The organism is Mesorhizobium sp. NZP2234, assembly GCF_013170765.1.
GTDB classification, from domain to species: Bacteria; Pseudomonadota; Alphaproteobacteria; order Rhizobiales; family Rhizobiaceae; genus Mesorhizobium; species Mesorhizobium loti_D.
In genome coordinates this window covers 3,088,197-3,113,994 of record NZ_CP033364.1, presented here as the reverse complement: position 1 = coordinate 3,113,994, position 25,798 = coordinate 3,088,197, and the positions used below count along the sequence as shown (strand labels likewise).

The 25,798-nt window shown below is 65.2% G+C and carries 27 protein-coding genes; 12 read left to right on the top strand and 15 right to left on the bottom strand.

The window, feature by feature from the left end; translation table 11 throughout:
• Nucleotides 1-9: 9 nt before the first annotated feature.
• From EB230_RS15310 to EB230_RS15290, 5 genes are all read right to left on the bottom strand, one after another.
• Nucleotides 10-627, bottom strand: a complete 618-nt coding sequence (locus EB230_RS15310; RefSeq protein WP_172373021.1) for a C39 family peptidase — start codon at nt 625-627, stop codon at nt 10-12.
• Nucleotides 628-747: 120 nt separating this feature from the next.
• Nucleotides 748-1,176 carry a VOC family protein gene (locus EB230_RS15305; RefSeq protein WP_056571508.1) on the bottom strand — a complete coding sequence of 143 codons (429 nt, stop codon included), beginning with the start codon at nt 1,174-1,176 and terminating at the stop codon, nt 748-750.
• Nucleotides 1,177-1,346: 170 nt separating this feature from the next.
• Nucleotides 1,347-2,171, bottom strand: a complete 825-nt coding sequence (locus EB230_RS15300; protein ID WP_172373019.1) for an outer membrane beta-barrel protein — start codon at nt 2,169-2,171, stop codon at nt 1,347-1,349.
• A 205-nt stretch (nt 2,172-2,376) separates the two neighbouring features.
• Complete coding sequence (locus EB230_RS15295; RefSeq protein ID WP_172373017.1) at nt 2,377-3,093, bottom strand: outer membrane protein; 717 nt, start codon at nt 3,091-3,093, stop codon at nt 2,377-2,379.
• A 253-nt stretch (nt 3,094-3,346) separates the two neighbouring features.
• Complete coding sequence (locus EB230_RS15290) at nt 3,347-4,306, bottom strand: AraC family transcriptional regulator (protein ID WP_172373015.1); 960 nt, start codon at nt 4,304-4,306, stop codon at nt 3,347-3,349.
• A gap of 393 nt (nt 4,307-4,699) precedes the next feature.
• Here EB230_RS15290 and EB230_RS15285 point away from each other — a divergent pair, with 393 nt between their 5' ends.
• From EB230_RS15285 to EB230_RS15275, 3 genes are all read left to right on the top strand, one after another.
• On the top strand, nt 4,700-4,954 hold the full coding sequence (locus tag EB230_RS15285) for a hypothetical protein (RefSeq protein WP_244494082.1): 255 nt from the start codon (nt 4,700-4,702) through the stop codon (nt 4,952-4,954).
• Nucleotides 4,955-5,147: 193 nt separating this feature from the next.
• Nucleotides 5,148-5,897: a DUF4142 domain-containing protein gene (locus EB230_RS15280; RefSeq protein WP_056571496.1), complete on the top strand. Its 750-nt coding sequence runs from the start codon at nt 5,148-5,150 to the stop codon at nt 5,895-5,897.
• Nucleotides 5,898-5,923: 26 nt separating this feature from the next.
• A complete protein-coding gene (locus EB230_RS15275) occupies nt 5,924-6,526 on the top strand; it encodes a general stress protein (protein WP_056571493.1) in 603 nt (200 codons plus the stop codon).
• 116 nt (nt 6,527-6,642) lie between these two features.
• On the opposite strand, the gene EB230_RS15270 is transcribed toward EB230_RS15275, so the two are convergent.
• The 3 genes from EB230_RS15270 to EB230_RS15260 all read right to left on the bottom strand — a co-directional run bounded on the left by EB230_RS15270 (nt 6,643) and on the right by EB230_RS15260 (nt 9,256).
• The gene (locus tag EB230_RS15270) at nt 6,643-7,812 is read right to left on the bottom strand and encodes a PLP-dependent aminotransferase family protein (RefSeq protein ID WP_172375090.1); all 1,170 of its coding nucleotides are present in this window, start codon (nt 7,810-7,812) and stop codon (nt 6,643-6,645) included.
• 159 nt (nt 7,813-7,971) lie between these two features.
• Entirely contained in the window at nt 7,972-8,424 is a 453-nt protein-coding gene (locus EB230_RS15265; RefSeq protein WP_172373011.1) for a GNAT family N-acetyltransferase, read from the bottom strand.
• A 112-nt stretch (nt 8,425-8,536) separates the two neighbouring features.
• Nucleotides 8,537-9,256, bottom strand: a complete 720-nt coding sequence (locus tag EB230_RS15260) for a pyridoxamine 5'-phosphate oxidase family protein (RefSeq protein WP_246738966.1) — start codon at nt 9,254-9,256, stop codon at nt 8,537-8,539.
• Nucleotides 9,257-9,294: 38 nt separating this feature from the next.
• Here EB230_RS15260 and EB230_RS15255 point away from each other — a divergent pair, with 38 nt between their 5' ends.
• Complete coding sequence (locus EB230_RS15255; protein WP_172373007.1) at nt 9,295-10,758, top strand: PLP-dependent aminotransferase family protein; 1,464 nt, start codon at nt 9,295-9,297, stop codon at nt 10,756-10,758.
• A gap of 65 nt (nt 10,759-10,823) precedes the next feature.
• Here EB230_RS15255 and EB230_RS15250 read toward each other — a convergent pair whose 3' ends face one another.
• The gene (locus EB230_RS15250; protein ID WP_246738965.1) at nt 10,824-11,321 is read right to left on the bottom strand and encodes a hypothetical protein; all 498 of its coding nucleotides are present in this window, start codon (nt 11,319-11,321) and stop codon (nt 10,824-10,826) included.
• 105 nt (nt 11,322-11,426) lie between these two features.
• On the opposite strand from EB230_RS15250, the gene EB230_RS15245 reads away from it, so the two are divergent.
• Nucleotides 11,427-12,023, top strand: a complete 597-nt coding sequence (locus EB230_RS15245; RefSeq protein WP_171883299.1) for a DUF922 domain-containing protein — start codon at nt 11,427-11,429, stop codon at nt 12,021-12,023.
• Between the two features lie 123 nt (nt 12,024-12,146).
• Here the strand turns inward: EB230_RS15245 and EB230_RS15240 are convergent, their stop codons facing one another.
• The gene (locus EB230_RS15240) at nt 12,147-13,676 is read right to left on the bottom strand and encodes an acid phosphatase (protein ID WP_172373005.1); all 1,530 of its coding nucleotides are present in this window, start codon (nt 13,674-13,676) and stop codon (nt 12,147-12,149) included.
• Between the two features lie 199 nt (nt 13,677-13,875).
• Between EB230_RS15240 and EB230_RS15235 the strand changes: the two genes are divergently transcribed.
• Nucleotides 13,876-15,162 (top strand): cytochrome-c peroxidase, encoded by a 1,287-nt coding sequence (locus tag EB230_RS15235; protein ID WP_172373003.1) that lies wholly within the window; start codon nt 13,876-13,878, stop codon nt 15,160-15,162.
• 7 nt (nt 15,163-15,169) lie between these two features.
• Here the strand turns inward: EB230_RS15235 and add are convergent, their stop codons facing one another.
• Both add and EB230_RS15225 read right to left on the bottom strand, forming a co-directional pair.
• The gene (gene add, locus EB230_RS15230) at nt 15,170-16,162 is read right to left on the bottom strand and encodes an adenosine deaminase (protein ID WP_172373001.1); all 993 of its coding nucleotides are present in this window, start codon (nt 16,160-16,162) and stop codon (nt 15,170-15,172) included.
• Between the two features lie 310 nt (nt 16,163-16,472).
• Nucleotides 16,473-17,177 (bottom strand): SDR family oxidoreductase, encoded by a 705-nt coding sequence (locus EB230_RS15225; protein WP_056572128.1) that lies wholly within the window; start codon nt 17,175-17,177, stop codon nt 16,473-16,475.
• Nucleotides 17,178-17,304: 127 nt separating this feature from the next.
• Between EB230_RS15225 and gcvA the strand changes: the two genes are divergently transcribed.
• On the top strand, nt 17,305-18,204 hold the full coding sequence (gene gcvA, locus EB230_RS15220) for a transcriptional regulator GcvA (RefSeq protein WP_172372999.1): 900 nt from the start codon (nt 17,305-17,307) through the stop codon (nt 18,202-18,204).
• A 259-nt stretch (nt 18,205-18,463) separates the two neighbouring features.
• Here the strand turns inward: gcvA and EB230_RS15215 are convergent, their stop codons facing one another.
• Complete coding sequence (locus EB230_RS15215) at nt 18,464-19,081, bottom strand: XRE family transcriptional regulator (RefSeq protein ID WP_172372997.1); 618 nt, start codon at nt 19,079-19,081, stop codon at nt 18,464-18,466.
• A gap of 135 nt (nt 19,082-19,216) precedes the next feature.
• On the opposite strand from EB230_RS15215, the gene EB230_RS15210 reads away from it, so the two are divergent.
• The 3 genes from EB230_RS15210 to EB230_RS15200 all read left to right on the top strand — a co-directional run bounded on the left by EB230_RS15210 (nt 19,217) and on the right by EB230_RS15200 (nt 23,189).
• On the top strand, nt 19,217-20,350 hold the full coding sequence (locus EB230_RS15210) for an FAD-binding oxidoreductase (protein ID WP_172372995.1): 1,134 nt from the start codon (nt 19,217-19,219) through the stop codon (nt 20,348-20,350).
• Between the two features lie 50 nt (nt 20,351-20,400).
• Entirely contained in the window at nt 20,401-22,005 is a 1,605-nt protein-coding gene (locus tag EB230_RS15205; protein WP_172372993.1) for an ABC transporter substrate-binding protein, read from the top strand.
• 83 nt (nt 22,006-22,088) lie between these two features.
• On the top strand, nt 22,089-23,189 hold the full coding sequence (locus EB230_RS15200; RefSeq protein WP_172372991.1) for a serine hydrolase domain-containing protein: 1,101 nt from the start codon (nt 22,089-22,091) through the stop codon (nt 23,187-23,189).
• A 3-nt stretch (nt 23,190-23,192) separates the two neighbouring features.
• Here EB230_RS15200 and EB230_RS15195 read toward each other — a convergent pair whose 3' ends face one another.
• Entirely contained in the window at nt 23,193-23,768 is a 576-nt protein-coding gene (locus EB230_RS15195; RefSeq protein ID WP_056571424.1) for a cytochrome b, read from the bottom strand.
• Nucleotides 23,769-24,004: 236 nt separating this feature from the next.
• Here EB230_RS15195 and EB230_RS15190 point away from each other — a divergent pair, with 236 nt between their 5' ends.
• A complete protein-coding gene (locus tag EB230_RS15190) occupies nt 24,005-24,688 on the top strand; it encodes a YoaK family protein (RefSeq protein ID WP_056571421.1) in 684 nt (227 codons plus the stop codon).
• 2 nt (nt 24,689-24,690) lie between these two features.
• Here the strand turns inward: EB230_RS15190 and EB230_RS15185 are convergent, their stop codons facing one another.
• The gene (locus EB230_RS15185; protein ID WP_056571418.1) at nt 24,691-25,410 is read right to left on the bottom strand and encodes a 3-keto-5-aminohexanoate cleavage protein; all 720 of its coding nucleotides are present in this window, start codon (nt 25,408-25,410) and stop codon (nt 24,691-24,693) included.
• Between the two features lie 187 nt (nt 25,411-25,597).
• On the opposite strand from EB230_RS15185, the gene EB230_RS15180 reads away from it, so the two are divergent.
• Nucleotides 25,598-25,792, top strand: coding sequence for a hypothetical protein (locus tag EB230_RS15180; protein ID WP_056572122.1), 195 nt, complete (start codon nt 25,598-25,600; stop codon nt 25,790-25,792).
• Nucleotides 25,793-25,798 lie beyond the last annotated feature (6 nt).

Here is a 25,798-nt window from a genome sequence, read left to right as displayed (position 1 = left end):
TCGAAAAAATCAAATGGCGACGGCAATGCCGCGATTGGCAAAGAAACGGTCGAAATCGTATGGCGCCAACATTGCGTTCTCTTGTGTGGCGCTGGTATGGCCGGATGGGTTGTGAAAGCGAAAACCATCATCGGATGCGGCCGTCACCAGCACCAGATGGCCGCCCTTCGAGGGCGGCTCGCGCTCGGGCCAGCGGATCGAGCTGCTGACCGAAGCGATGAAGAAGCGCGACTGCCTGAGGATCGCCGGGATGTCCGCGGTTGCGACATTGGTCATCACCTGCGCCTCCAGGCCGAATTCCGCCTTCACGAAGGTCACGAAAGGCGCGTAGATCAGGCCCTTGATCGAGCCTTCATTGACGACATAGCCGCCATATCCAGTGCATCGCCTGGCCAGCTCGATCGTCGGCACGATCTCGCCCCGCGTCGCCAGGATCATCTTGAGGCACGCCATGCCGCAGATGTTGTCGGCCCAGACCGCGTATTCGTCGAGCGTATCCGCGCCTGATCCTCGCCACAGCGGATCCCGCCGCAACGCGGCCTGGGCGCCATCGGCGATCACGGCCAGCGTCATGTCGGGCGTTTCCCACTGGCTGAAAAACGGCACGGTTTCAGGCAACGGGCTCATGCGAATCCTCGGGCCGGCTCATTCCATCTCGTATACGAGGATACGGGATCAAAGAAAAGCCGACGCTTGGACTGTTTCGAATTCGTTCTTGCCGCCAGGGTGGAATGTCCAGACAGTCTCTCAGAAGGTGATCCTCACCGAAGGGGTACTGCGCGCGTGCGGACCGTGATGAACAGCCTCGATGTTGTTGCCGTCCGGATCGAGCAGGAAAGCGGCGTAGTAACCGGGATGATAGGGCCGCTCGCCTGGCGCGCCATTGTCCTTGCCGCCGGCCGCCAATCCGGCCTTGTAAAAGGCGTCGACCATCGCGTGGTCCCTTGCCTGGAAGGCCAGATGGTGACGGCCGGTGAGCTGTCCGAGCGCGGCGCGGCTGTCGGCACTGGAGATGAACAGCTCGTCGCACCAGAAATAATCGGCTGCCGTCCCGCCGATCGGCACATCGAGCACGTGCAGGATCGCCTCGTAGAAACGCCGGCTGGCGGCGAGATCCCTTACCACCAGCTGGATATGGTCGATGAGCCGGCCGCGATGCAATTCATGGGTTTCCATGCAGATCCTCCTCGCAAAGCCCCGAATGTAGATTCGGACCGGGCGCCGTCAATACGGGCGACGGTGTCAGCTGACATGCCTTGCCTGGTTTCGCTGGATCTCCCTCGAGCCGGCCCTGCGCGGCGGCTGGTGAATTCCCGGACACCATCCGCCGCGCTCGGCCCGCCGCGTCACTTCGTGTTGATCACCGAGGAGGACCGGTAGGTATCCATGGTGGCGCCGTTGCGGTCTTCGTCGAACAGCGTGTCGCTGCCGAAGCTGGCGCGCAGGCCGATGACGAACTTGTTGGCCCTAATGTCGTCGGTAGACGTTTCGAACTTCCTCCGTTCGAATTCGTAACGTCCGAACACCGCCCATGGCGTTTCGTCGAAGCGATACATTGCCTGGACGGCGGCACCGACCACGTCCTCGCTGGTGCCGTTATAGTCGGTTTGGTTGAAGTCGAGCTCCGCATCGAGGCGAAGGTTCTTCTGGACGAAATAGCGCGCCACGCCGCGCACGCCCCATTGGTCGCCGTGAAAATCGTTCACGGTGAGCTGGCCGACACTGGCCTGGCCGTAAAGGGTCAGGTTGCCGAGGTAGAGCTGGGCCTCCGGACCGACCGCATAGTTGTAGACGGTCACGCCTTCGGCGAAGCCGAACGATGTGTAGGCGGCGAATATGCCGGCGGCAAAACGATCGGGATCGCGATAGAAGCCATGGACCGCGCCGCGCGTGTCATCCAGGGGGTCGTAGTGGCCCCATATGCGGTCGTATGTCAGGTCGCCCTGCAGGTTCCAGCGCTGCGCGAATGCGATGTTGACGCGCGCTGCCCCGCCGCCGGCCCGGGTCGTGTAATCGTCGCCGACAAAGCGGAGCCCGCCGAGATAGAGTTCGCCGTAACCCGAAATCCGCGGCGTCGCCACTGTCTCCTCGGCCAGCGGCGGCGGGGCGTCCGCGGCGAAAGCGGAGGTCGTGGCGGCCAGTGAAGCGACGACAAGTAAAAAGCGATGCATTGAGAACCCCGAAAAATATGCGTTCCGGACCCCGCGTCCGGCGAATGACCGTCAATTGGCCGATACCGCGGCCGGCGCTGACGGGCCTTCCCGTGTTGCATCGTTCGCCGTGCCGCGTCTTGGGCCGGACCGCATGCGAATTGTCCTGGAGTGCGCCGCAGCACTTGGCGCGCCGGTGTGACCATTCGGCATCAGCCGACACCGTTCAGAATCTGTAGGCGATGCCGAGCCGGATATCGTGCGTCTTCAGTTCGATCGCATCGGGGTTCGCGGCGGCCCCATCGAAGGTCGAGTGCCGTATGGAGGTGTGGCGGCCGAAGTCGGCAAAGCGATATTCACCCCGGACCACCCAATTGTCGCTGACCGCATATTCGGCGCCGGCGCCCAGCGCATAGCCCGCGATGGTGTCCTCGACATCGGCATAGGCATCTCCGCTCGGAAGGAAGACGGTGCTGTGCTTGTAGTGCGCCATCGCCACGCCGGCGGTGACGAAGGGGAGCCACCGATCCATCGCGTAGCCGGCCCTCAGGCGAGCGGACCCGATCGGGTTCAGTTCCAGCACACCGCCGAAGCCCGGATCGTCGACGCCCAGCGCCTGATAGACGGTCGTGTCCTTGAGATTTGCGAAGTTGTAATCGCCCTCGACGCCGAGGACCAGGCCGCCGTCGAACTGCTTCATATAGCCGGCATATAGGCCACTGAGGCCGCCCGAAAGGCCGCCGTAGCCCCAGCCGTAGCCGCCAAAACTGTCAGGTGCGAAAGTCTGGCCGACCCTTGCGTCGCCCCATCCGTATCCGGCCTGCGCGCCGATATAGCCGCCGGACCAGTTGTAGGTGGCCGAGGCCGGCAGTCCGGCGTCGGCGGCTGAAGCGATGCCGGCCTGAGCAAGAAAGAAGGCTGTGGCGAGAAGTATCGTTTTCATTGCTTGTCCGCGGTCCCCGAGATGTTCGCCACGGCGGAAGTGCTTCGCGGCGCTACATCGCGGTCTTGCATTGTTCGCCGTCCCGCGTCTTGGGCTGGACCGCACCGGACTTGTCTTCGGGCGTGCCGTGATGCTTTCCTGCCCGGTGTGGCCGTTCCGCACCGGCCGGATCAGACCGGATCGTCCGATTGCGGTAGAGCGTCTCACGGCGACGGCGAACCGCCCCGACTATTCCCGGGGAAAGCCGTTTGCCTTACCTGGCGCAGCTCGGCGTCGAGCCGAAGCGGCGGCGGAAGCAGCGGTTGAAATAGGAGACGTCGGAAAAACCGCTCAGCAGCGCGATCTCACTGATGCGCATGCGGTCGTTGCGCCGGTCGCCAAGCATGCGGTGGGCCCTCTGCAGGCGCAATTCGAGAATGCGCTCGGCGAAGCTCGCCCCGGTCTCCTGCAGGAGGTCGTGGACATAGCGCACGGAAAGCCGCAACTGCTGGGCGACCTGCTGGGCCGAGATGGCGGGATCGGCGAAATTGTCGCGGATCTTGTCCAGTATGGCCTGCAGCCTCGCCGCGCGCAGGCCGCGCATGCCGGCGAGTTCGGCGGGATCGCCCTTGGCGCCGGTCACCAGGCCGACCAGGTCGACGATGGTTTCGGTGGCATGGGTGACAAGGTTGGGCGAGACCAGGGCCGGGCCCGCCGCCAGGAAGCTGCAGTACCGCCTGAGCATGCCGAGCGCCTCATTGTCGGCCGCGACGGTCAGTGCCAGCCGATCCTCCACACGGGCGAAGGCATTCTCCAGTATCTCGCGCGGGACGACGATGTTGGCCCACACATTGCTGTCGCCGCCGCTCATTTCCAGCGCTTCCGAGGCCGAGACCAGCGCGGCCTCGTTTTTGCCGACGCTGTAGTCGCGGCCGGCCTGGGCGCCGCTCAGCCTGGTATCGCCATTGTTGATCAGGAGGAGATAACCGTCGCGGCCGTCATCGGCGATGTTGCGGGCCTTGCGGCTGGCATGCTGGATCGTTCCGGCCATCTGCCCCAGCACCAGCGGCCCGACCGCCGTCGCCTCGATGGCCGCGGCGAACGGCCGATTGGCCGAGATGGCATATTCGACCGACCAGATCTCCGCGACATGGATATCCTGCCAGAGCGCGAACCGTGCTTGATCGTCGAGATGTGAGGGCAGGTCGACCGACGAGAAGACGTTCTTTTTCAAAAATAACCGGCCCTTCCCCCGCCTTCTAGGAAATGCAGCGTATGAAACTTGCTCGCGTCTTGTCCAGAGTTGGCGATATTTGTGCCTTGCACGACAATTTCATTGCCGTCCCGGTCAAGAATTCAGCCGATATTGCCAAAACTGGCGTTCGAAATTTCAAAACAAGCTGAAATATACAGGAGCGCGGGAATCATCTCCGCCGCATCACCTTCGTACACTCGCGGTGGTTGAGCCCGTACTTGCGCCTTTCGCCGATCTTCCCGAAATGTGTGTGTCGCACCGGTTGTCAAACCATCGGATCGGAACGAAAGCGATTTCTTTTCGCGGGACCGTTCCGAGGCGGAACCTTCCACCGCTGACCAGGTTTTGTGGCGCGGTCAGGGAGGAATGGAATTGGACAGTTTTCAGAGGCTCGAAGCACTCCTCGACAGTGCCGGCGGCGACAGTATCGAAGAAGCGGCCGCTTTGCTGCGCCGCTTCACGGGCAGGTCGCAGGAGATCGCAGCGGCGGTGGACGAGTTCATGCTGGACTTCAAGACATTGGTCTTCGTTATTGAAAGCGGCAAGGAAGGGTTCGAGAAATCGATCCGCAAGCTGGCGCGCGCCAGGCTTTCGAAGATCAAGCTCCTGATCGGCGTCCCGGCGTAGCGGGGCACGTCCACAAGCCGAGCGCCGATACGTGTCTCCGCGCAGCCGCTTCAAGTTTCTTCGCTGGTCGCAAAGTCAGGGAACCGACTTTCTTGTCATTGGCGACATCGCTTTATCGCTTATCCCTGGGAACAAAGCGCTCTGGCGCAGATTAAGTCCTCAGCACATAAGTGCATAAACAAGGACCTTCCCGATGAAAACTCGCCTTCTTATGGCCACACTGGCCACAGCCACAACTATGGCTTTCGCGCTGCCAGCCTTTGCTGCCGACAGCGCCCAAGACTTTGTCGACAAGGCAGCGAACGGTGCGATGTTCGAAGTGGATTCGAGCAAGATCGCCGAGACCAGATCGCAGGATCAGAGCGTCAAGGATTTTGCGCGTAAGATGATCGACGATCACGGCGCGGCCAATGCCAAGCTTGAGACGATCGCCGGCGAGCAGAAGCTGACGGTTCCCAAGGAACTGGACGCCAAGCACAAGAGTGATGTCGACACCCTGAAGAACGGCAAGGATCCGGTCGACGGCCCCTACGTCCAGATGCAGCGCGACGCGCACACCGATGCCGTGAAGCTGTTCGAGAGCTACGCCAAGGACGGCGACAACGCCGAGCTGAAGACGTTCGCCGGGCAGACTTTGCCGACACTCAAGATGCACCAGGAGATGATCGAAAAGATCGCGGCGACCTCGGGCACCCAGTCATCAAGTTCGCAGACGCCCAAGGTCACGGTCGGCGACAAGCCTGAGCAGGCCCCTCCGCTATCCGGCGCGAACAGCTTCACCGAAGACCAGGCAAAGGACCGGATCCAGGCCGCCGGTTTCTCGGATGTCTCGAAGCTGACCAAGGACGACCAGGGCATCTGGCGCGGACAAGCGAGCAAGGGCGGCAAGAACACCACCGTTGCGCTGGACTACAAGGGCAACGTCGTTGCCGGCACCAACTGAATCCGAAAATCGAGGAGATCAAGCACATGAAAACCGTAACCGGACTATTCGACAATTATGACGACGCTTCCGATGCCGTTGGCGAACTGGAAGCCACGGGCATTCCGCATTCCGACATCAGCATCGTCGCCAACAACGCGGACAACCGGCACGAAAATGACGGCTCCAAGGTCGCGGATGATGCCGCGGGCGGTGCTGGACTGGGAGCCGCGATCGGCGGAGCCGGCGGGCTGCTGGCTGGACTTGGCCTCATGGCCATTCCGGGCGTCGGCCCGGTGGTGGCGGCTGGATGGTTGGCGGCCACCGCGGTCGGCGCGGTGGGAGGTGCCGTGGTTGGCGGGGCCGCGGGTGGCATCGTCGGCGCGCTGACCGATTCCGGCGTGTCTGAAACCGATGCACATGTCTACGCCGAGGGCGTGCGCCGTGGCGGCACATTGGTCACGGCCAAGGTCGATGACCAGTTCGTGCCCGAGGCTGAAAGGATTCTCGGGCAGGCCAATTCCGTGAACCTGGAAGAACGGCGCGGTGAATACGAGGCTGAAGGTTGGACCGGCTTTGACGCCGATGCGGAGAATCACCGTTCGAACGAAATCGGACGCGACCGAGCTCGTGACGTGAACCGCATCTGACCTCGAGCAATTCCAGGACATAAAGAGTTGGGGCGGTTAGCCGTCTCCACGAAACGGTGAACCGCTCCGGAAGCTTCGCTGCCGCATCGTCATTTCGGCGGCGAAGCTCCCTAAGCCTATCCTTTCAGCAGCGCCGCCAGCCTTGGAATGCCCTCGGTCACCGCGCGGCGGTCGGCCAGGGTGAAGGACAGCCGCAGCGTGTTGCGTCCGGTGCCGTCGGCATAAAAGGCATTGCCGGGCACAAAGGCGACGCGCGCCTCCTTCACCGACCGCGCAAGCAGTTCGGTTGCATCGATCCCTTCCGGCAGGGTCGCCCAGACGAACATGCCGCCCTCCGGGCGGCTCCAGGTCACGCCCTTGGGCATGTTGGCTTCCAGCGCGCCGAGCAGACCATCGCGACGCTCGCGATAGGCGCCGATGAGTTTTTCGACCTGGCCGTCGAACACGGATTCGGCGACGCGGTGCATGACGAGCTGGTTGATCGAGGGGCTGTGCAGGTCGGAGGCCTGCTTCATCAGCACCAGCTTTTCGACCACATGGCGCGGCGCGCAGACCCAGCCAACGCGCATGCCGGGCGACAGGATTTTCGAGAACGAACCGCAATAGAGCGTGCGCGCCTTGTCGATGCCGCCGGAGCGCGCGCAATCGAGCGCCAGGATCGGCGGGACGCCCTCGCCGTCATAGCGCAGCGCGCGATAGGCGGCGTCCTCGATGACGGCGATGTCGAGTTCGCCGGCAAGGTCGAGCACCGCCTCGCGCTGCTGCCGGTCCAGCGTGTTGCCGGTCGGGTTGGCGAAATCGGGAACCAGATAGGCGAACTTGACCTTGCCGCCATTTGCCGCCGCCGCCGCGCGATAGGCATCCGGCGTCATGTTGCCGCCTTCGGGCCGCAGCCGGTCATAGCGCGGCTCATAGGCGTTGAAGGCCTGCAGCGCGCCAAGATAGGTCGGCCATGTCACCAGCGCGGTGTCGCCTGGCGACAGGAACAGCTTGCCCAGATAGTCCAGCGCCTGCTGCGAGCCGGAGGTGATGAAGATGTTGGCCTCGTCGCAGGCGACGCCGAGCTTCCCCATCTGCCCGGCGATCCAGCGCCGCAACGGCAGATAGCCTTCCGATACCTGGTACTGCAGCGCCGCGCCGGCTTCGGCACCGCTAAGCACCTCGGCATAGGCGTCGCGGATGGCGTCGGCCGGAAACAGCGCCGGATCGGGAATGCCGCCGGCGAAGGAGATGATATCAGGCTGGTCGAGCAGCTTCAGCAGTTCGCGGATTTCGGAGGCCTTCATGCGCGACGAGCGCGAAGCCAAGAGGTTCAAAAGGGTCAAGTCACGCCTCCCCGGACGTTTTGTATATAGGTCAACTTGGCTGACCTATATCCGCTTTGCCAGGCAATTTGAATAGTGCCTGAAAGCCTGGCGGTATACGCCAGTCACCGCGGAATTGCCCTAAAGGCTCTTCTTGTAGCCAATATGGCTGCCTGTGAAGCCGAGGCTTTCGTAGAAACGGTGTGCGTCCGCCCGCCCCTTGTCGGTGGTCAGTTGCACGAGACCGCAGCCGCGTGCCCGGCACCGGTCGATCGCCCATTCGAACATCCGCCGGCCGATGCCGCCCGAGCGGCGATGGCCGGTGATCCGCACCGCCTCGATCTGCCCGCGCCAGGCGCCCTTGCGTGAAAGCCCGGCAAGAAAGGTGATCTGCAACGTGCCGATCACCTCGGCCCCATCCACGGCCACCGCCAGCAACTGGTTGGGATCGGCGTCGATGGCGTTGAAGGCATCGACATAGCCCGGCGCCAGCGGCAAGGAGGCATCCTCGCGGGCGGCTCCCAGCGGATCGTCGGCCAGCATGGCGATGATGGCGGGAAGATCGGAGGCTTGCGCCTTGCGGAAGGTGACCATGGCGCCGGGATAGCGCGAGGCGGTGGTGGGGGCAATAGATCGAGAGCGAGCCTTTGGGTGCGAGACCGATAGTGGATAGACTGGCAAAGGCCGGCAGCGCCAGCCTCGCAGGTTATGCCTCGCCCCCATACACCCTCTGCGCCTGCGTCAACGCCGCGTCCAGCCTCTCGCCCTCGGCATAACCAGCCAGGTTCTCCGGCCGCTCGATGCCGGGCAGCAGCCTTGGACATGGCTCGGCCGCGCCGATCACCATGCGCACCGGGATGACGCCCGCCCAGACGGGATGGCCGTAATCCTCCTCGTCATCGCCGACACCCTTGGCGCGCACCTTGGCGGACGCTTCCTCGATGCGCATGCCGATCACCGTCGTCGCCTTGGCCTCCTGCGCCGAGATCGGCCGCAAGGTTTCGCTGCGGCCCGGATAGAAGCGGTCGACGACGCCGGCCAGTGCCTTCATCTTCTCTTCCGGGTCATCGACGATGCGTGCGGTGCCGAAGCACATGGCCGAGCGGTAGTTGGCGGAATGGTTGAAGCCGGTGCGCGCCAGCACCAGCCCGTCGAGATGCGACACGGTGAGACAGGCCGGCGTGCCGCCGCGCAACTGGCGCAGCATGCGGCTGGCCGACGAGCCGTGCCAGTAAATCCAATCACCCTCGCGCCAGTGGATGGTCGGCGTGCAATAAGGCTGGCCGTCGAAAGTGTAGGCGACGTGGCACAGCAGCCCGGCATCCAGCACCGCGAAAACGGCCGCATGGTCGTAGCTGCCGCGCTCATGCAGGCGCTTGACCCGGTTGCGGCTGGTGGTCGGAAAGCTGGCGGCAACATCGTTCACGGCTTGCATCCTCAACTATTGTTTGCCAACCATGCGCCATGACATTGGTCGATAAAAGAACCAATCAAAGCAATAAAACTCAGACCAATCCACCGGATTGGTCAGCGCTGATCCCGGTTCTGCCCGGCGACGGCCCGCGCAGCCGCGAGCTTTACGCCGCGCTCAGGCGGCTGATCGAGACCGGCGCGCTGGCCGCCGGCGCCAAGCTGCCGACCACCCGCGACCTCGCCCGGCGTTTCGGCCTGTCGCGCTCGGCGGCGGTCGCCTGTTTCGAAATGCTGATCTCGGAAGGTTTTGCCGTCGCCAAGGTCGGCGCCGGCACTTTCGTCGCGCGCGATGTACCCTATCTGCCGACAACACTGGCCAAGGCGCGTCCGCCCGAAATCGATGCCGCCACGTCGTTGCCTTGCGGCCTTGGCGTCGCGGTGTCCGACCCTCGCACGCTCAACCTGTTCCGCATCCTGTTGTCGCGCCACCTCGCCCGCCCCGGCCCCGAACATTTCCGCTATGGCGATCCGCGCGGCGGCGTCGCGCTGCGCACCGCGATATCAACCTATCTGCGAACCGCGCGCGGCGTGCGCTGCGACGCCGGCCAGATCGTGCTGACCTCGGGCACGCAGCAGGGGCTCGACCTGCTGGCGCGCGCCGCGCTTCGCCCCGGCGACGCCGTCTGGCTGGAAAACCCCTGCTATCCCATGGCGCACGCCGTGCTGGCCGGCAGTGGGGCCAGGATTGTCGCCGTGCCGGTGGACAGCGAAGGGCTCGATCCCGAAATCGGCGAAAGCCTGTGCCCAAGGGCGCGCGCGGCCTACGTCACGCCCTCGCACCAATATCCGCTCGGCGTGACGATGACGATGCGCCGCCGCCTCGCCCTGCTCGACTGGGCGCGGCGCAACGATGCCTGGATCATCGAGGACGATTACGACAGCGAGTTCCGCTATGCCGGCCCGCCGCTGACCTCGCTGCAAGGCATGGACGGCGCCAACCGCGTCGCCTATCTCGGCACCTTCTCCAAAGTGCTCTTCCCGGGCCTGCGCATCGGCTATGTCGTGGTGCCGGAACCGCTGCTCGATGCCGTGATGGCGGTCAGGGCCCGCTCCGACCGCTACCCCTCGACACTGGCCGAAGGCGCGCTGACCGACCTGTTGAACGAAGGCCACTTCGCCGCCCATCTCAGACGCGTGCGCCGCCGGGTGCAAGCCGCGCGCGATGTGCTGGTGGCGGGCCTGCACGCCAATTGCGGCGATGCGCTCGATGTGACGGTGCCCGAACAGGGACTGCATCTGATGGCGATGTTGCAGGGCGCTGGGCCGGACACCGCCATCGTCGAAGCCGCAAAAGCGGTGGGCGTCGGCGCGCGGGCGCTGTCCGCGATGTTCATCGACGGCGCGCCGAAGCACGGGCTGGTGCTGGGCTTTTCCGGGTTCTCGGATGAGGAGTTGAAGGCGGCGACGGCAAGGTTGGGCGGGGTGATGCGGCATTCTCTCGCTTCGTCATCCTAGGGCGAAGCAGGAGCGAAGCTCCGTCGCGGAGACCCTAGGATGACAAAGGCGCGGGTACCGCCTCATCAATCCCCATCCGCCGCGGGCTTGGCCTTGCCGCACTGCGCCAGCACCTTGCCTATGGCCCCGCTCGAGCCCTTCAGCGGAAAGCTGATCGGGCCATATTTGGCGGCACTGACCGACACATCCCCCTTCGAGCGCAGCAGGTCGAGCAGCGGATCGGCCTTGGCCAGATTGACCACGAAATAACCGTACATTTCCTCGAGCTGCAGCGTCTTGGTCACCGTCTTGCCGTCGGCCTTGAAGTCGAACGCGCCGCTGATTCCGGGCTCCGTCTGCTGGCCGCCGGCGCCCAGATCGTAGCTCAGCACCGGCGTTTCGAAACAGGTCAGCATCAGTTGCGCGTCGCCCTTCGGCCCGCCGCAGACCGAGGCGGTCAGCACCTTGCCGCCTTCGTCTTCCTCCATCTTCGCGCTCCAGCCGCTGCACGACGCGGCAAAGGCCGGCTGCGCGGCCTGCAGCGCGGCCAAGGCACCGGCGACGACGAGATGTCCTGCTTTCATGAATTCCCCCTGACAATTGCAGCACCCGCGGCCAGCATATAGGAAAAGCGATCCCGTGGCATCGCCTGTCGCGGCACGGCCGTTCGGGTCGTTTTGGAGAGTGTTGTGTCGAGAGTTCGCCTGTGTCTTCTGCTGGCCGCCCTGGTGGCCTTGCCGCCCACCGCCCATGCCGAGTGGAAGCCGGTCGAGAAGGTCGAGACCTACGCCATTTCGGGCCAGTCCGGGCTGGAGCTCTACCGGTCGATCGGCGAGAACGGACCCAATGTCGGCATTACCCGCGCCATCGCCTACACCAATTTCAAGCTGACCTGGGGGGTCCGGGACTACACGCCCAGGGGCAAGGATTGCGTGCTGACGGCGGGGAAGCCGAAACTGATCATCACCTACACCTTGCCAAGCCCATCCGCCCCGCTGCCGCCGGCCGTCCAGAAGAACTGGGAAGTGTTCATCGCCGGCGTCAGCGCCCATGAGAAGGTGCATGGCGCCAGCATGATAAAAATGGTGCATGACATCGAAGCCGCGACAGACGGCCTGACCGTCGCCGATGACCCCAAATGCAGCAAGACCAGGGCCGAAGTGGTCAAGCGGCTCGATGCGATCTCGAAGGCGAGGATACAGGGCAGCCGGGATTTCGACCGCGTCGAGTTCGGCCAGGGCGGCAATCTGCAGAAGCTTGTGCTAGCCTTGGTGAATGGCGGCTGAGCGCCATCATCGCGGCTCCATCAGGTCCGGCCCCCCAGCCCCGACGCCATGGCGCGGTCGCCACCGTGGCAAACTCGCGCCTTTCCTCTTCCCCGTCGATCGAGGGCCGCTCGGCCCGCCGCCCTACCGGCCCAGATCAAGCGCGGCGCTCAAATCCCCCATCGGCGGCTGGTCGTTGTTGCGCAGCGCCTTGTCGCGGGCGACGATGCCCGGCAGCACCGGCAGGTCGTAGCGCGCGGTGATGAAGCGCAGGATCGACGTCGTGTCGTATTGCGTGTGGTCGACCGTGCCCGTCTTCGCATAGGGCGAGATGATGAAGGCCGGGACGCGGTTGCCCGGGCCCCAGCGGTCGGCTTTGGGCGGCGCGACATGGTCCCAGAAGCCGCCATTCTCGTCATAGGTGACGACCACCAGCATGTGGCTCCATTGCGGGCTCTTCTCCAGATGCGCGACGAGGTCGGCCAGATGCTGGTCGCCCGATGTCACATCGGCATAACCGCTGTGCTCGTTGAGATTGCCCTGCGGCTTGTAGAAGCTGACAGAAGGCAGCTTGCCGTCGTCGATCGCCTTGATGAATTCGGAGCCGTCGAGACCGCCATCCCTGAGATGCGCGGTACGCGCGGCGGTGCCCGGCGCATAGGCGGCGAAATAGTTGAACGGCTGGTGATGGAACTGGAAGTTCGGCACCGGCGTCGCGTTCTTGCCGTCGAGCGTGGCCTGCCAGGCGCCGGCATACCAGGCCCAGTCGATCCCCCGCAGCGAAAGGAGGTCGCCGATGGTGATATCGTGCTGCGGCGGCAGCGTCGTCGGCTGCGCCGGGTCGGCCAGCGCCTTGTCGCCGCCCTCGGCCGGCTTGTTGGCGCTGGGCTGGTAGGGTGGCTGCATGGTGTTGACGACATGGAAGTCGGGCGTGATGGCGCCGTCATTGACGAATTTCGGCACGCCGCCAAGGGCGGAGGGCGGCGAGTTGTCGGCGACCTTGAGTGTCTTGCCATCGGCCTCGACGACGGCGATCTGGCCCTTCACCGGGCTGGTATCGGCGTTTGGATAGACCGGGACGCAGGCGCAGGCGAGCTGGAAATGGTTGAGGAAGGAACCACCAAAGGCGCCCTGGAAGAAATTGTCGGCCAGCACGTATTTCTTCGCCACCGCCCACATCGGCAGGCTGGAGCCGTCATAATGGCCCATGACAAGACCGCCGGAATCGGCCCAGGCGGCGAACTTGTCGTTCCGGCCGTCATCGATCTGCATCTGCTCCTGGTAGAACCGGTGCCAGAGGTCGCGCGTGACGACGGAGGTCTTCTCGTTGAAGCCGCTGGCGTCGTCTATGGCGAAGCTGGCGTTGCCGAGATGCGCCGACTGCGCCTCGGTCACAACAGGCGTCACGCCCTTGGCGGTCAGCCCGCCCCAGGCCGGCGGCAGTTCTGAAAGCGGCTTGCCGTCGCGGTCGAGCTGGCGCGCCTGGTCGGCCGAGACATTGGCCAGCCCATTGGCGCCGGGGAAGCCGCCATAAAGATTATCGAAGCTGCGGTTTTCGGCATAGATGACGACGACGGTGTCGATCTTGTCGTAGCCGGGAGGGGCGGCGTTGGCAGCGCCAGCGACCGATGCCAGGGCGGTGGAGGCCAGGAAAAGCGAACTGAAGGGCCGCATCAAGGAGTCCTCGTGGCTAAGGGGAATGGCTAGAGGCGTCGTGCATGGCCGGAGGCCGCGCATGCAAAGAGCTACGTCGATGCCTTGTCACCTTTGTGACACTTGCCTCGCCCGCGAACACGGTTTCGTGAAGAACGGGAGCAGTCATCAATCCGTTGCAGTGCGACCCTAACTGCGGAGCGAAATGGACCGGGAAGCGATGACGACGGGACGAGGCAAACGCCTGATGATCGCGGCCGCTGCCGCCTCGTTGTTCGGCCTTGCCCTCGCCTGGCCGCAAACCCTTGTCCATGCCGGATCCGGCAGCGTCCACCCCGGCCCGCTGTCGCGTGCCGATGCCTTCGCGCGGGCGCAGGCACTCATGGCGCTTGGCCGAAAAATGTTCTTCGATCCGGCCCTGTCCGCCTCGGGCAGGCAGGCCTGCTCGTCCTGCCACGACCAGCGTCACGCCTTCGGCCCGGCCTCGGCCAAGCCGGTCGAGATGGGCGGTCCAAACCTCGACCAACCAGGCGTGCGCGCCGTGCCGTCGCTGCGCTATTTGCAGGCGGCGCCCGCCTTCACCGAGCATTTCTACGATTCCGAGGACGAGGGCGACGAGAGCGTCGACAATGGCCCGACCGGCGGCCTGACCTGGGACGGCCGGGCCGACCATGGCAAGGACCAGGCGAAAATCCCCCTGCTCTCGCCTTTCGAGATGGCCAACAAGGACGGGGCCGCCGTCACATCAGCCCTGCGCAAATCAGCCTATGCCGGCGAGTTCAAGGCGGCCTTTGGCGACGACGTGTTCGACCACCCGGACGATGCTTTCGACGCCGCCGCCGAGGCGCTCGGCACGTTCGAGCAGAGTGCGCCCGATTTCTATCCCTATTCCAGCCGCTACGACGCCTTCCTCGCCGGCAAGGCTGAGCTCACGGCGCAGGAGCTGCGCGGCCGCGCGCTGTTCGAGGACGAGGCCAAGGGCAATTGCGCCAGCTGCCATCTCAGCGAACCCGCCAATGACGGCGAGCCGCCGCAATTCACCGATTTCGGCCTGATCGCCATCGCCGTGCCGCGCAACGCGGCAATTCCCGCCAATGCCGATCCCGACTATGTCGATCTCGGCCTGTGCGGCCCGCTGCGCACCGACTTCAAGGGCCGGACCGAGTATTGCGGCCTGTTCAAGACGCCGACCCTGCGCAACGTCGCGCTGCGCAAGAGCTTCTTCCACAACGGCGCCTTCCACACGCTGCGCGACGCGGTCGCCTTCTACGCCAGCCGCGACACCGATCCCGGCCGTTGGTATCCCAGGAATGCCGATGGCACGGTCCGGCAATATGATGATCTGCCAAAGGCTTACTGGCCGAACTTGAATCAGGAACCGCCCTTCAACGGCAAAAAGCCCGGCGACGGACCGGCGCTCAACGATGCCGAGATCGACGACATCGTCGCGTTCCTGCAAACGCTGACGGACGCCGATCAGCAGGCCGGGACAGTGCCCGCGAACTGAACCCTTGCTAGCTCCGCCAGGCCGCCAGATCGGCCAAGATCCCTGCCTTCATCGCGGGGTCGGCGTAGCTCGCCTGCACCGATGTCGCGGCGAGCTGGCGGATGGTTTCGTCGTCCCAGGCGAAGGTCTCGGCGCAAGCGGCGTAGGATGCTTCAAGCGTGGTGTCGAGCAGCGCCGGGTCGTCGGTGTTGATCGAGACCGGGACCCCGGCCTTGCGCAGGGCGTCAAGCGGATGTTGCGCCAGCGAGGGATAGACGCCAAGCGCCAGATTGGAGACCGGGCAGATGCCGAGCGGAATCCGTCTTTGCGCCAGCAAGTCGACAAGGTCCGGATCCTCGATCGCCCGCACGCCGTGGTCGATGCGGTCGGCTCCCAGCAGTTCGATTGCGTCGCGAACGCCTTCGGGCCCGCTCGGCTCGCCGGCGTGAACCGTGCGCCGCAAACCCGCCGCGCCGGCACGGCGAAACGCCTCGGCGAAGCGCGGGCCGGTGCGCCCGGCCGCCGCTTCGTTTCCGTCGATCGAGAAGGCAACCACGCGCCTGTGCCTGATGTCGCTCAGCAACTCCACCAGCTCGATCGCTTCCGCCGCCGACTGGGTGCGCAGCAGGCTGACGCAAAGCCCGGCCGGGGGGTGCCCATCCTGTTCGGCGGCCGCGAAGCCCGCGTCGAACGCGTCGATCATCCCCGGAATATCCTTGTGCCAGTGAGGCCAGTGGGTCGGGTTGACGATGACGTCGGCGTAGCGCACGCCGCTTCGGCCCATCCGTTGCGCGAATTTGTAGGCCGTGGTGGCGAGCTGCTCGCGCGTGCGGAATGTCCCGCATAGCCAGTCGAGCATCTCGAGGAAGCTCTTGAGGTCGTGGGCTTCGAAGAGCCTGTCGCGCGGCGCCCGCAGCGGAATGCCGGCTTCCTCGCAGTTCCGGATCACATCGTCGGCCTCGAAGCAGCCCTCGATATGGATGTGCACTTCGGCTTTCGGCAGTCCGATGAAGTCGGTCAATGACGCCCCCCCTCTTGGCCGTCCCCATCAAACCATGAAACGTCGCTGTCGGTTTCAAGAAATGATTGAAAGAACTGCGCAAGGGCCGCGAGATTGCGGCGCCTGCCAGAACCTGGCTTGCCCCGACGGGGGTGGCTACGGCATGCACAACTCGTCCGGCAAAGCTCCCTTCCTTTCCCTCCGAAGGGGGGAAAGGTGGCGCTGCGAAGCAGCGACGGATTGGGGGAACCGCGTGCCAATCAAGCCTCGGGCCGATCAGTCACGCCAGTCACGGAAGATGTGTGCATGGCGTAGCCGATCGAACCCAAGCTCACAGCGCCCTGATGACACCCCCATCCACCCGAATGTTCTGGCCGGTGATGTAGCCCGCACCGTCCGAAGCCAGGAACGCGATGGTCGCGGCGATTTCCTCCGATGTGCCGTAGCGTTGCATCGGCACGTTGTCGCGGCGCTCCTCGGTGGCCGGCAGGCTGTCGATCCAGCCGGGCAGCACATTGTTCATGCGCACATTGTCGGCGGCGTAGGTGTTGGCGAAGATCTTGGTGTAGGCGGCAAGGCCGGCCCGGAACACGGCCGACGTCGGGAACATCGCATTCGGCTCGGCCACCCAGGCGGTCGAGATGTTGATGATGGCGCCGCCCTTCTGCTTGACCATCTGCGGCGCCACGATGCGCACCGGCCTGATCACGTTGAGCAGATAGACATCCATGCCGGTGTGCCATTGCTCGTCCGTGATCTCCAGGATCGGCGCACGCGGGCCGTGGCCGCCGCTGTTGACCAGCACGTCGATGCGGCCAAAACGCTCCAGCGTCAGGTCGGCGAGGCGCTGCAGATCCTCATTCGACTGGTTGGAGCCGGTGACGCCAAGCCCGCCCAATTCCTTGGCCAGCGCCTCGCCCTTGCCCGACGAGGACAGGATGGCGACCTTGAACCCATCCGCCGCCAGCCGCTTGGCCGCCGCCGCCCCCATGCCGCTGCCGCCGGCCACGACCACAGCCACTTTTTCTACACTCATTGGATTTTCCTCTTCGGGTTGGCGGGAGCCGCAAACGGTGTTTTCGGGATCCGGGCGCTGATATAGCTGGTTTTTCCGCTCGGTTCGAACCAGAATGCCTGAAATCAACCAGTAGAAAAACTCCTGCATGCCCGAAGCCTTCCTGAGCCTGCCGCCGCTGAATGCGCTGCGCGCGTTCGAGGCCTCGGCGCGCCATCTCAACTTCCGCATCGCCGCCGAGGAGTTGAACGTCACCCAAGGTGCGGTCGCCCAGCACATTCGCGGGCTGGAGGCCGAGCTCGGCACGAAACTGTTCGAACGGCTGCCACGCGGCCTGGCGCTGACCGATGAGGGCCGCGCCTATGTGCCCAACATCCGCCGCGCCTTCGACCTGATCTCGGAGGCAACCTTGCTTCTGCGCCCCGAACCGGCGCGACTGACGATCAGCGTGACGCCGAGCTTCGCCACCAAATGGCTGATCCCCAGGCTGCAGGACTTCATGGCCGACAATCCGCTGGTCGACCTGCGCGTGCTGGCCAGCGAAAGCCTGTCGAGCTTCCAGGCCGACGGCGTCGACATCGCGGTGCGGCAAGGCCGCGCCCCCTTCGGCCCCGGCCTGATCGTCGACCTGTTGTTTCCCCAGCAGATCATCGCCGTCTGCGGTCCGGCCCTGCTGCCGGCCGGCACAACCGAAATCGCGGCGACCGAAATCCAGCATCACCTCCTGCTGCACGACGCGCACAATCTGTGGCCGGAATTCATGGAAAAAGCGGTCGGCCTGAAGATGACGACCGAGTTGAAACGCATGCGCTTCAACCAGACCGGGCTCGCCATCGACGCGGCCCTCGCCGGCCAGGGCATAGCGCTGGCCAGCCGCTTCCTCGTCGCCGCCGACCTCGCCGCCGGCCGGCTGATCCAGCCAGTCCGCGGCGAGATGCGGGGCACGCAGGATTTCTATGTCGTCATGCCGAGAAAACAGCGCCATCCCGAGCCGACGCAGGCCGTGCGGCAATGGCTGCTCGATGCGGGGGATCGGGCGTTCTCATGAACGTCGTGACGAATACGAACCGGTCGTGCGTCAACCGCCTAAGCCAGCGCCGCCCCTCATTGCCCTGCCGGGCATTTCTCCCCGTATAGTGACGGGGAGAAAGAGCGGATCGTAACGTCGGCGCCTTCACCGCAACGTTGGCGATTGGCGAAATCATTCACGACAGCGTCCCTCTCCCAAGCACTATACGGGGGGAGGCCGGCAGGCAGGTGAGCGGCAGCGCTGGCATCCGGTAATTGGAACTCGAGCCTTCCCGTCCCTACCCCTCCACGGTCTCCAGCACGCTCAGCAGCGTACCTTCCATGTCGGGCTCGTCGCCGGAACAGACGCACAGCATCTCGGCGTCGCCCTCGCCCACCGAGAGGTAGGCGTGGCCCATGGTGGAATCGATATAAACGCTGTCGCCCTCCTTGAGCCGCACCGGCGCGTACTGGTCGGTGTGCAGTTCGATCTCGCCCTTGAGCACGATCAGGAACTCCTCGCCGGCATGCCGGGTCAGCGGGCCGAACTCCTGCGGCGTGCGGGCCCGTGCATAGGCGCGGATCGGCACCATGCGCTTGCGCACCAGGTCGGTGGCCAGATAGCGATAGTCGTAGTTGCGGGTCAGCTGGCGCAGCGTGTTGGCCGGCGACGTCACCGAGCGGCGGGTGCGCGACGCCGGCTGCTTGCGGTCGCCGCTGAGCAGTTCCGTGACATGGATGCCGAGCCCCTCGCAGATCTGCAGGAGCTTGTCGTAGCTCAGCGACATCTGGTCGTTCTCGACCTTGGATAGCGTCGACACCGCGACGCCGGTGAGCCTGCTGACCTCCTGCAAGGTCCAGCCATGCGCTTTTCTCAGCGCACGCAGACAATCACCGAGGTTCGGTTGCTCCGACATCGTCAGCTCCATGGCGCGGCCATCCGTCGCTCGCTTGCTCTAGGTAGTCGAACGCCCCGCCGCCATCAACAACATCAACAATTTTCTTATACGCTAAATATTGACTGGATACGAAAACATTTTTACGACTGGCGGATGCAGTCGAAGTCTTCCAAAAAAATCGTCGTCATCGGTGGTGGCATTGCCGGCCTGTCGCTGGCCGCGGCCGTGCGGGACTGGGCGGAAGTCACCGTCATCGAGCGTGAGCCGCATCTGGGCTACCATGCCAGCGGCCGCTCCGCAGCCCTGTTCACCGAGACCTATGGCAACCGGGTGGTGCGCGGGCTGACGCTGGCCAGCCGGGAGGCCATCGTCGAGGGCGGGTTCGTCGCCCACCGGCGTGGCGCCCTGCATGTCGGCTGGCGCGGCGACGACGCGGCGATAGACCGGCTGGCCGGCGAATTGCAGGCGCTTGTGCCGAGTGTGCGCCGCCTCTCCGCGGCCAAACTCCACGCCCTGGTTCCGGTCATTGCCACGGAGGCCACCTGCGGCGGCGTCTATGAGCCGGACGCGGTTGATGTCGACACGGGCAAGATGCTGGGGTCAAGCGCCTCGGCGCTGAAGGCCAGCGGCGGCATCATCCGCACCGGCGAGGAAGTCCGCGAGATCGCCCATGCCGGAGACGGCTTCCGCATCGCCACCAGTGCCGGCGAGCATCGGGCCGACATCGTCGTCAATGCCGCCGGCGCCTGGGTCGATGTCGTCGCCGGCCTTGCCGGGCTCTCCGGCCTTGGCTTCCAGCCCAAACGGCGCACCGCCTTCCTGTTCGACCCGCCCGCGGGCACCGACATTGCCGGCTGGCCGCTGGTGGTCGACTTGCACGAACAATTCTACTTCAAGCCCGATGCCGGCAGGCTGATCGGCTCGCTCGCCGACGAAACGGACTCCGAGCCTTGCGACGCCTGGCCCGAAGACATCGACATCGCCATCGCTGTCGACCGCATCGAGCAGGCGACGTCGATGCGCATCGGCCGGCCCTCGACGCCGTGGGCGGGCCTGCGCACCTTCGCGCCCGACCGAACCCCGGTCGCCGGCTTCGACCCGCGCCTGCCCGGCTTCTTCTGGCTCGGCGGCCAGGGCGGCTACGGCTTCCAGGTGTCGCTGACGCTGGCCAGGCTAAGCTCGGCGCTGATGCGCGGCCAGCCCTTGCCGGCGGATGTCACCGCGCTCGGCGTCAGCGCCGCGGCGCTCGCGCCCGACCGCTTCCTTGTCCCGGCGGCAACGCCATGAAGTTCATGCCCTTCCCCCAACCCCCGAAACTGTCATCAGGAGCGTTTGCGATGAAATCCACCGTTCTGCGCGCAGTGCTTGCCTCGACCCTTCTGGCCTCGTCCGTCCTTCTCGGCGGGCAGGCCTACGCCAAGACACTGGTCTATTGTTCGGAAGCCAATCCGGAGACCTTCAACCCGGCGATCGGCATCGCCGATTCCACCATGGACGCCGCCGCCAAGACGATCTTCAACCGGCTGGTCGAGTTCAAGCCGGGCACGACGGAGGTCGGGCCGGCGCTTGCCGAGAGCTGGGATGTCTCGCCGGACGGCAAGACCTACACGTTCCACCTGCGCCACGGCGTGAAGTTCCAGTCGAACGAGCATTTCACCCCGACGCGTGATTTCAACGCCGACGACGTGCTCTACACCTTCAACCGCCAGCGCGATGCCAACAATCCCTACCACAAGCTCGGCGGCGGCACTTACGAGTACTTCAACGCGCTGGGCATGGGCACGCTCATCGAGAAGATCGACAAGGTCGACGACTACACTGTGCGCTTCACGCTGACAGCAGCCAACGTCACCTTCCTGGCCGGGCTGGCGCTCGACTATCTCTCGATCCTGTCGCTGGAGCAGACCGAGAAGATGGTGGCGGCCGGCACGCCGGAGCTGATCGACAGCCAGCCGGTAGGCACCGGCCCGTTCATGCTCGAGGCCTATGTGCCCGACAGCCAGGTCCGCTACACCGCCAACAAGGATTACTGGCGCGGCGCGCCGAAGATCGACACGCTGGTCTTCGCCATCACGCCCGAGCCGACCACCCGCGTCGAGCGCATCAAGGCCAATGAATGCCAGGTCGCCGCGCCGCCGCCGCCAAGCGCGGTGGCCGAGCTGCGCTCCGATCCCGACATCACGGTGCTCGATCTCAAGGGCCAGAACATCGGCATTCTCGGCTTCAATGTCGAACACCAGCCGCTGGGTGATGCGCGCGTGCGCACCGCGCTGGCCAAGGCCATCGACCGCAAGGCGATCGTCGAGGCCGTCTATGCCGGCGCGGGCACGGTGGCCGGCAGCGTCGTGCCGCCGGCGCAGCTCGGTGCCGTCACCGATGCCGGCATCGACTATGATCCCGATGGCGCCAAGAAGCTGCTGAAGGAAGCCGGCCACGAAAGCGGGCTGAAGATCAGCCTGTGGGCGATGCCGGTGTCGCGCCCCTACAATCCCAACGCCAAGCGCATGGCCGAGATGATCCAGGCCGACTGGGCCAAGGTCGGTGTCCAGTCGGAGATCGTCAGCTTCGAATGGGGCGAATATCTCAAGCGCACCGCCGCGGGCGAGCAGGACACCTTCCTGCTCGGCGGCAGCAGCGACAATGGCGATCCCGACAACATGCTGAGCTACCTCCTGTCCTGTGACGGCGTGAAGGGCGGTTCGAACCGCTCGCGCTGGTGCGACAAGGATTTCGAGAAACTGCTTGACGAAGGCCGCGTCGCCGCCGACCCGAAGGAACGCGCCGCGATCTACGGCAAGGCGCAGGCCATCCTGAAGGTGGAGGTGCCGGTGGCGCCGATCGCCCATTCCATGGTGGCGATCCCGATCCGCAAGAGCGTGCTCAACTACGTGCTCGACCCCTTCGGCCGGCAGAATTTCGCCGCGGTCGACATAGCGGAGTAAGGCCCGGCCCCTCCTGGTCCATCCTCGGCTGGATGGACCACGACATCCATGAAACCAGCAATTTAGCGGCGAAAGCAGAATCGATGCGTGAAAACTTGACCGCCCTCCTCGACAGCTACCTCGCCGATGGCGCGGTAGGCGCCTCGCTGGCCTATGCGCGAAACGGCGCGACGCCGACCGCCCTCGGATCGGGGCTTTCCGACCGGCAAAGCGGCGCCGGCGTCACGCCGGACCAACTGTTCAAGATCGGCAGCTGCACCAAGACCTTCGTCGCGGCGGCACTGGTCAAGCTCGCCGAGACCGGCAAGCTCGACCTCGGCGCGCCGATCTCCGCCTGGTTCCCGGACCTGCCGGGCGCGAAAGACATCTCGGTGCGCCAGCTGATCAACCATCGCAGCGGGCTGCCGGAATTCGAATATTACATTCCGATGGACCCGAGCCGACGGTGGACGCCTCGGCAGCTGGTCGACATCGCCTTCGCCTCCGACAAGCAGAAGGCCCCGGGCGGTCCGGCTGTCTACAACAACACCGGCTATGTGCTGGCCGGCATGGTGATCGAGGCCGTCACCGGCCAGTCGCTGGGCGCCTATGTCAGAAGCGCGATCCTGCAGCCGCTCGGCCTGAAAACCACCTGGTCGCCGGCGACCGAGGCCTTTCCGGAAAAATCGATGGTCCGCGGCTATTACCACCGGCCGCCGCCGGCGCCGGACGCGCCGGCCGACATCGCCTCGGGCGCCGAGATGTGGCGCATGGACGGCGTGCTGCCCTATTCCGACGCCTTGCAGGATTCCTCCGATTCCTTCCCCTTCGGGGCCGCCTATGGCTGCGGCGACATGGTGTCGACCCCGACCGACATGGTGGGCTTCATGCGCGGCCTGTTTTCCGGCGGGCTGCTGTCGCCGCCCTTCTTCGCGGAGATGTTCGAACACCGCGTGCCGGCGAGCTTTCCCGGCACACGCATGCGCGAAACCGGCGCCGGCATGTTCCAGAGCGCCTATGCCGACCGCGCCTTCTACGGCCACCAGGGCAGCATTCCGGGCTATGTCGCCGTCATGCTGCACGATCCGGAAACGGATCTCACCATCGCCATGACCAGCAATGTCGGCTCCGGCAACCGCCTCTCCTTCCAGGCCAGCGGCCTGCATCCGGTGGTCGATCAGGCGATCCGGATCATTCTCGAGTAAGCGTCAGGGCCGCGCCTGGCGCCCGAAACCGGAGGACGGATCGGGCAAGCCAGGCAGCATCTGGCTGAGCACGCGATCGCGAAGAAAGACGTGATGGAAGATGGCCGCGGCCGCATGCAGGCCGGCAAGCCACATGATGATATCGCCAAGCGTGCCATGGATTTCCGCCAGCGGAGCACCCCAAGTGCCTGAAAACGGGCCGATTGCTCCCAGGCCGTAGACCGTCACGGGGTGACCTCCGAACCAGGCGCCGAGCATGGCGGTCACCGGGATCGCGAAAAGCAGTGCGTAGAGCGCCCAATGCGTTGCCTTCGAAGCGACCTCCATCCAGGCTGGCATGGCCGGGGCATCGGGAATGCGGTCGAACAGTCGCCAGACAAGGCGGATGACCAACAGCCAGAAAACGGCGAAGCCCAGCGATTCATGAACCAGCAGCGTCGAGGCCCTGGCCGCTGAATAGACGCGCTCGGCAGGACCACCTGCCGAAACCAGGAAGGCAATGAGCACGAGCACTGCCGTCAGCCAGTGCAATGCCTGGGCAAGGCCTCCGTAGCGGGTTGTAGTACCGGACAGCGACATGCGAGAGTTCCCAAACAGTTGGACACGTTCCTCCCGCACCCCTCTCCGAACTTGCCCTCGTTTCGATTGTTCCTCAAGCGCCCTCTAATAAATTTGTCATGCGCCGGTCTGTATGACGGGATGTCTCGCCCGCCGCCGGCAAGAGGTGCCGCGATCGATACGGTTGGTGCGCTCGCAGCTGGATTGCCGCGCGGGGATATGAGACGCTGCCTGATCCCCGGAAGCGAGATGCCGCCATGAAGCCCACTCTGCCGCTGCTGTTGTGTCTCAATGGCGGTTATGTCGACACGGCGGGCTTCCTGGCGCTGCAGGGCTTGTTCACCGCGCATGTGACGGGAAACTTCGTCACCCTGGGCGCCTCGCTGGTGCTCGGTATTTCGGGCGTGCTGGCAAAGCTCCTGGCGCTGCCGGTGTTCTGCATCGTCGTCATCCTGACCCGGCTGGCCGGCGAACATCTGCGCCGGCATGGCCGGCCGGCGCTCGGGCCGCTGTTGGGAACCAAACTGGCGCTGCTTGTCATCGGGGCCGCCCTGGCGATCCGCTTTGGCCCTTTCGCCAGCGGCGACAGCGCGGCCGCGATCGTCACCGGCATGGTGCTGGTCGCCGCCATGGCGATCCAGAACGCGGTGCATCGGGTCCATCTGGCGGCAGCCCCGCCCTCGACGCTGATGACCGGCACCACCACCCAGATCATGATCGACCTCGCCGACCTCGTCGGCGGGCTGGCGCCGCAGGCCCGCCCGGCGCTTGTTGCCCGCCTGCGGCGCATGGCGGCGGCGGTCGCCGTGTTCGCCGCCGGCTGCGCGGCAGCGGCACTCGGCTTCGCCTTCGTCAATGTCTGGTGCTTCGTCGTTCCGCCGGTGATCGCACTGGCCGCGCTGGTGCTGCGGATCGCGGCGCCGGAGGAGACGAGGCAATAGGATCAGCCCCGCGACGAGAAAATCGCCACCGCCGCCGCAACGATTTCGGCATTGTCCTTCGCCACCGTTCCATCGGCCAGCGTCTTGCCGTCTTCCAGCCCGACCCGCGTCGACCAGCGTTTTTGGCGCGCCAATTCCACGAACGGCCAGACCGTGGCGTCGGCGCCATGCAGCAGGATCGGCCGCCGCATTTCGGCGCGTTCGAGCACGGCGCCGATGCCTCGAGCCTCGTCGAGCGCTGCCGCCAGGTCCTGGATGTCGATCTCGACCAGGATGCGCAGCACCCGGTTGCGGTCGGCAAGCGCCACGAAGCGCTCGGCATCCTCTGTCGTGGCAAGCCCGGCCTCGATGCCGACGCCGCGCTGGCGCAACAGCTCCATCACGGCGGGCGCATCGGCTTCCGACAGGTTGACAGAGGCGTAGTCGGGCAGTTCGCGCCAGCCGGCGATCGCCGCGCGGGTCCGCCCGACATCGTTCTCGATCCAGGCGCCGGTCGACACACCGACAAGCGTGCCCGGGCAAGCCCGGCGCACCGCCAGCACCGTCGCGTCGACGGCCGCCAGGCTTTCGCGCCCGTCGGCGCCGCGCGGATGGATGTGCAGTTCGCCGGCGCCGGCGGCGACACAGGCCGCGGCATCGCTTGCCATGGCCTGCGCGTCGAGCGGCAGCTTCGGGTGGAAATCGCGCGGACGCGCGCCGTTGATGCAGGCCTGGACGATCATGAATGTCACCTCGGGCAAGGAAGTCGCAGTCTAGCCGTGCGGCCAGGCCGGGCAAAGAGTTGCGCGGTGCCTCTCCTGACAGCGCGGCAAGGTCCGGCGGCATTTGAATAAAAAACGCCTGTGGATATTTACCCAGCGTTCCGGCGGGCGAGCCAAGATAAATTAGGGCGGGATCATGGAGGGACCATTGACCAGCGATTTTTCAGCCGCCCGCATCCATCTCGAACGCGCCTATCACTATCTGCGCGGCAATGACGAGACGAGTCGCTCGACATGCGAGGCCCTCGACCTCCTCATCGAGACGGTGGCGGAAGCACAGCACAGGCGGTCCGAGACCGGAGTGCTGGCCTTTCCCCAGGCGACGATGCGGCAATCCAGCTGATTTTGA

What these genes read in the sequence shown, in the direction of transcription:
- EB230_RS15270 (WP_172375090.1), bottom strand. Translation starts at nt 7,812, where the DNA reads ATGAAGGCCTCCGAAATCCGCGAACTGCTGAAGCTGCTCGACCAGCCT.
- EB230_RS15265 (WP_172373011.1), bottom strand. Translation starts at nt 8,424, where the DNA reads ATGGTCACCTTCCGCAAGGCGCAAGCCTCCGATCTTCCCGCCATCATC.
- EB230_RS15190 (WP_056571421.1), top strand. Translation starts at nt 24,005, where the DNA reads ATGAAGCCCACTCTGCCGCTGCTGTTGTGTCTCAATGGCGGTTATGTC.
- EB230_RS15310 (WP_172373021.1), bottom strand. Translation starts at nt 627, where the DNA reads ATGAGCCCGTTGCCTGAAACCGTGCCGTTTTTCAGCCAGTGGGAAACG.
- EB230_RS15305 (WP_056571508.1), bottom strand. Translation starts at nt 1,176, where the DNA reads ATGGAAACCCATGAATTGCATCGCGGCCGGCTCATCGACCATATCCAG.
- EB230_RS15210 (WP_172372995.1), top strand. Translation starts at nt 19,217, where the DNA reads ATGCAGTCGAAGTCTTCCAAAAAAATCGTCGTCATCGGTGGTGGCATT.
- EB230_RS15215 (WP_172372997.1), bottom strand. Translation starts at nt 19,081, where the DNA reads ATGTCGGAGCAACCGAACCTCGGTGATTGTCTGCGTGCGCTGAGAAAA.
- EB230_RS15275 (WP_056571493.1), top strand. Translation starts at nt 5,924, where the DNA reads ATGAAAACCGTAACCGGACTATTCGACAATTATGACGACGCTTCCGAT.
- EB230_RS15240 (WP_172373005.1), bottom strand. Translation starts at nt 13,676, where the DNA reads ATGCGGCCCTTCAGTTCGCTTTTCCTGGCCTCCACCGCCCTGGCATCG.
- gcvA (WP_172372999.1), top strand. Translation starts at nt 17,305, where the DNA reads ATGCCCGAAGCCTTCCTGAGCCTGCCGCCGCTGAATGCGCTGCGCGCG.
- EB230_RS15195 (WP_056571424.1), bottom strand. Translation starts at nt 23,768, where the DNA reads ATGTCGCTGTCCGGTACTACAACCCGCTACGGAGGCCTTGCCCAGGCA.
- EB230_RS15300 (WP_172373019.1), bottom strand. Translation starts at nt 2,171, where the DNA reads ATGCATCGCTTTTTACTTGTCGTCGCTTCACTGGCCGCCACGACCTCC.
- EB230_RS15235 (WP_172373003.1), top strand. Translation starts at nt 13,876, where the DNA reads ATGACGACGGGACGAGGCAAACGCCTGATGATCGCGGCCGCTGCCGCC.
- EB230_RS15250 (WP_246738965.1), bottom strand. Translation starts at nt 11,321, where the DNA reads ATGAAAGCAGGACATCTCGTCGTCGCCGGTGCCTTGGCCGCGCTGCAG.
- EB230_RS15280 (WP_056571496.1), top strand. Translation starts at nt 5,148, where the DNA reads ATGAAAACTCGCCTTCTTATGGCCACACTGGCCACAGCCACAACTATG.
- EB230_RS15200 (WP_172372991.1), top strand. Translation starts at nt 22,089, where the DNA reads ATGCGTGAAAACTTGACCGCCCTCCTCGACAGCTACCTCGCCGATGGC.
- EB230_RS15185 (WP_056571418.1), bottom strand. Translation starts at nt 25,410, where the DNA reads ATGATCGTCCAGGCCTGCATCAACGGCGCGCGTCCGCGCGATTTCCAC.
- EB230_RS15205 (WP_172372993.1), top strand. Translation starts at nt 20,401, where the DNA reads ATGAAATCCACCGTTCTGCGCGCAGTGCTTGCCTCGACCCTTCTGGCC.
- EB230_RS15295 (WP_172373017.1), bottom strand. Translation starts at nt 3,093, where the DNA reads ATGAAAACGATACTTCTCGCCACAGCCTTCTTTCTTGCTCAGGCCGGC.
- EB230_RS15255 (WP_172373007.1), top strand. Translation starts at nt 9,295, where the DNA reads ATGACATTGGTCGATAAAAGAACCAATCAAAGCAATAAAACTCAGACC.
- EB230_RS15225 (WP_056572128.1), bottom strand. Translation starts at nt 17,177, where the DNA reads ATGAGTGTAGAAAAAGTGGCTGTGGTCGTGGCCGGCGGCAGCGGCATG.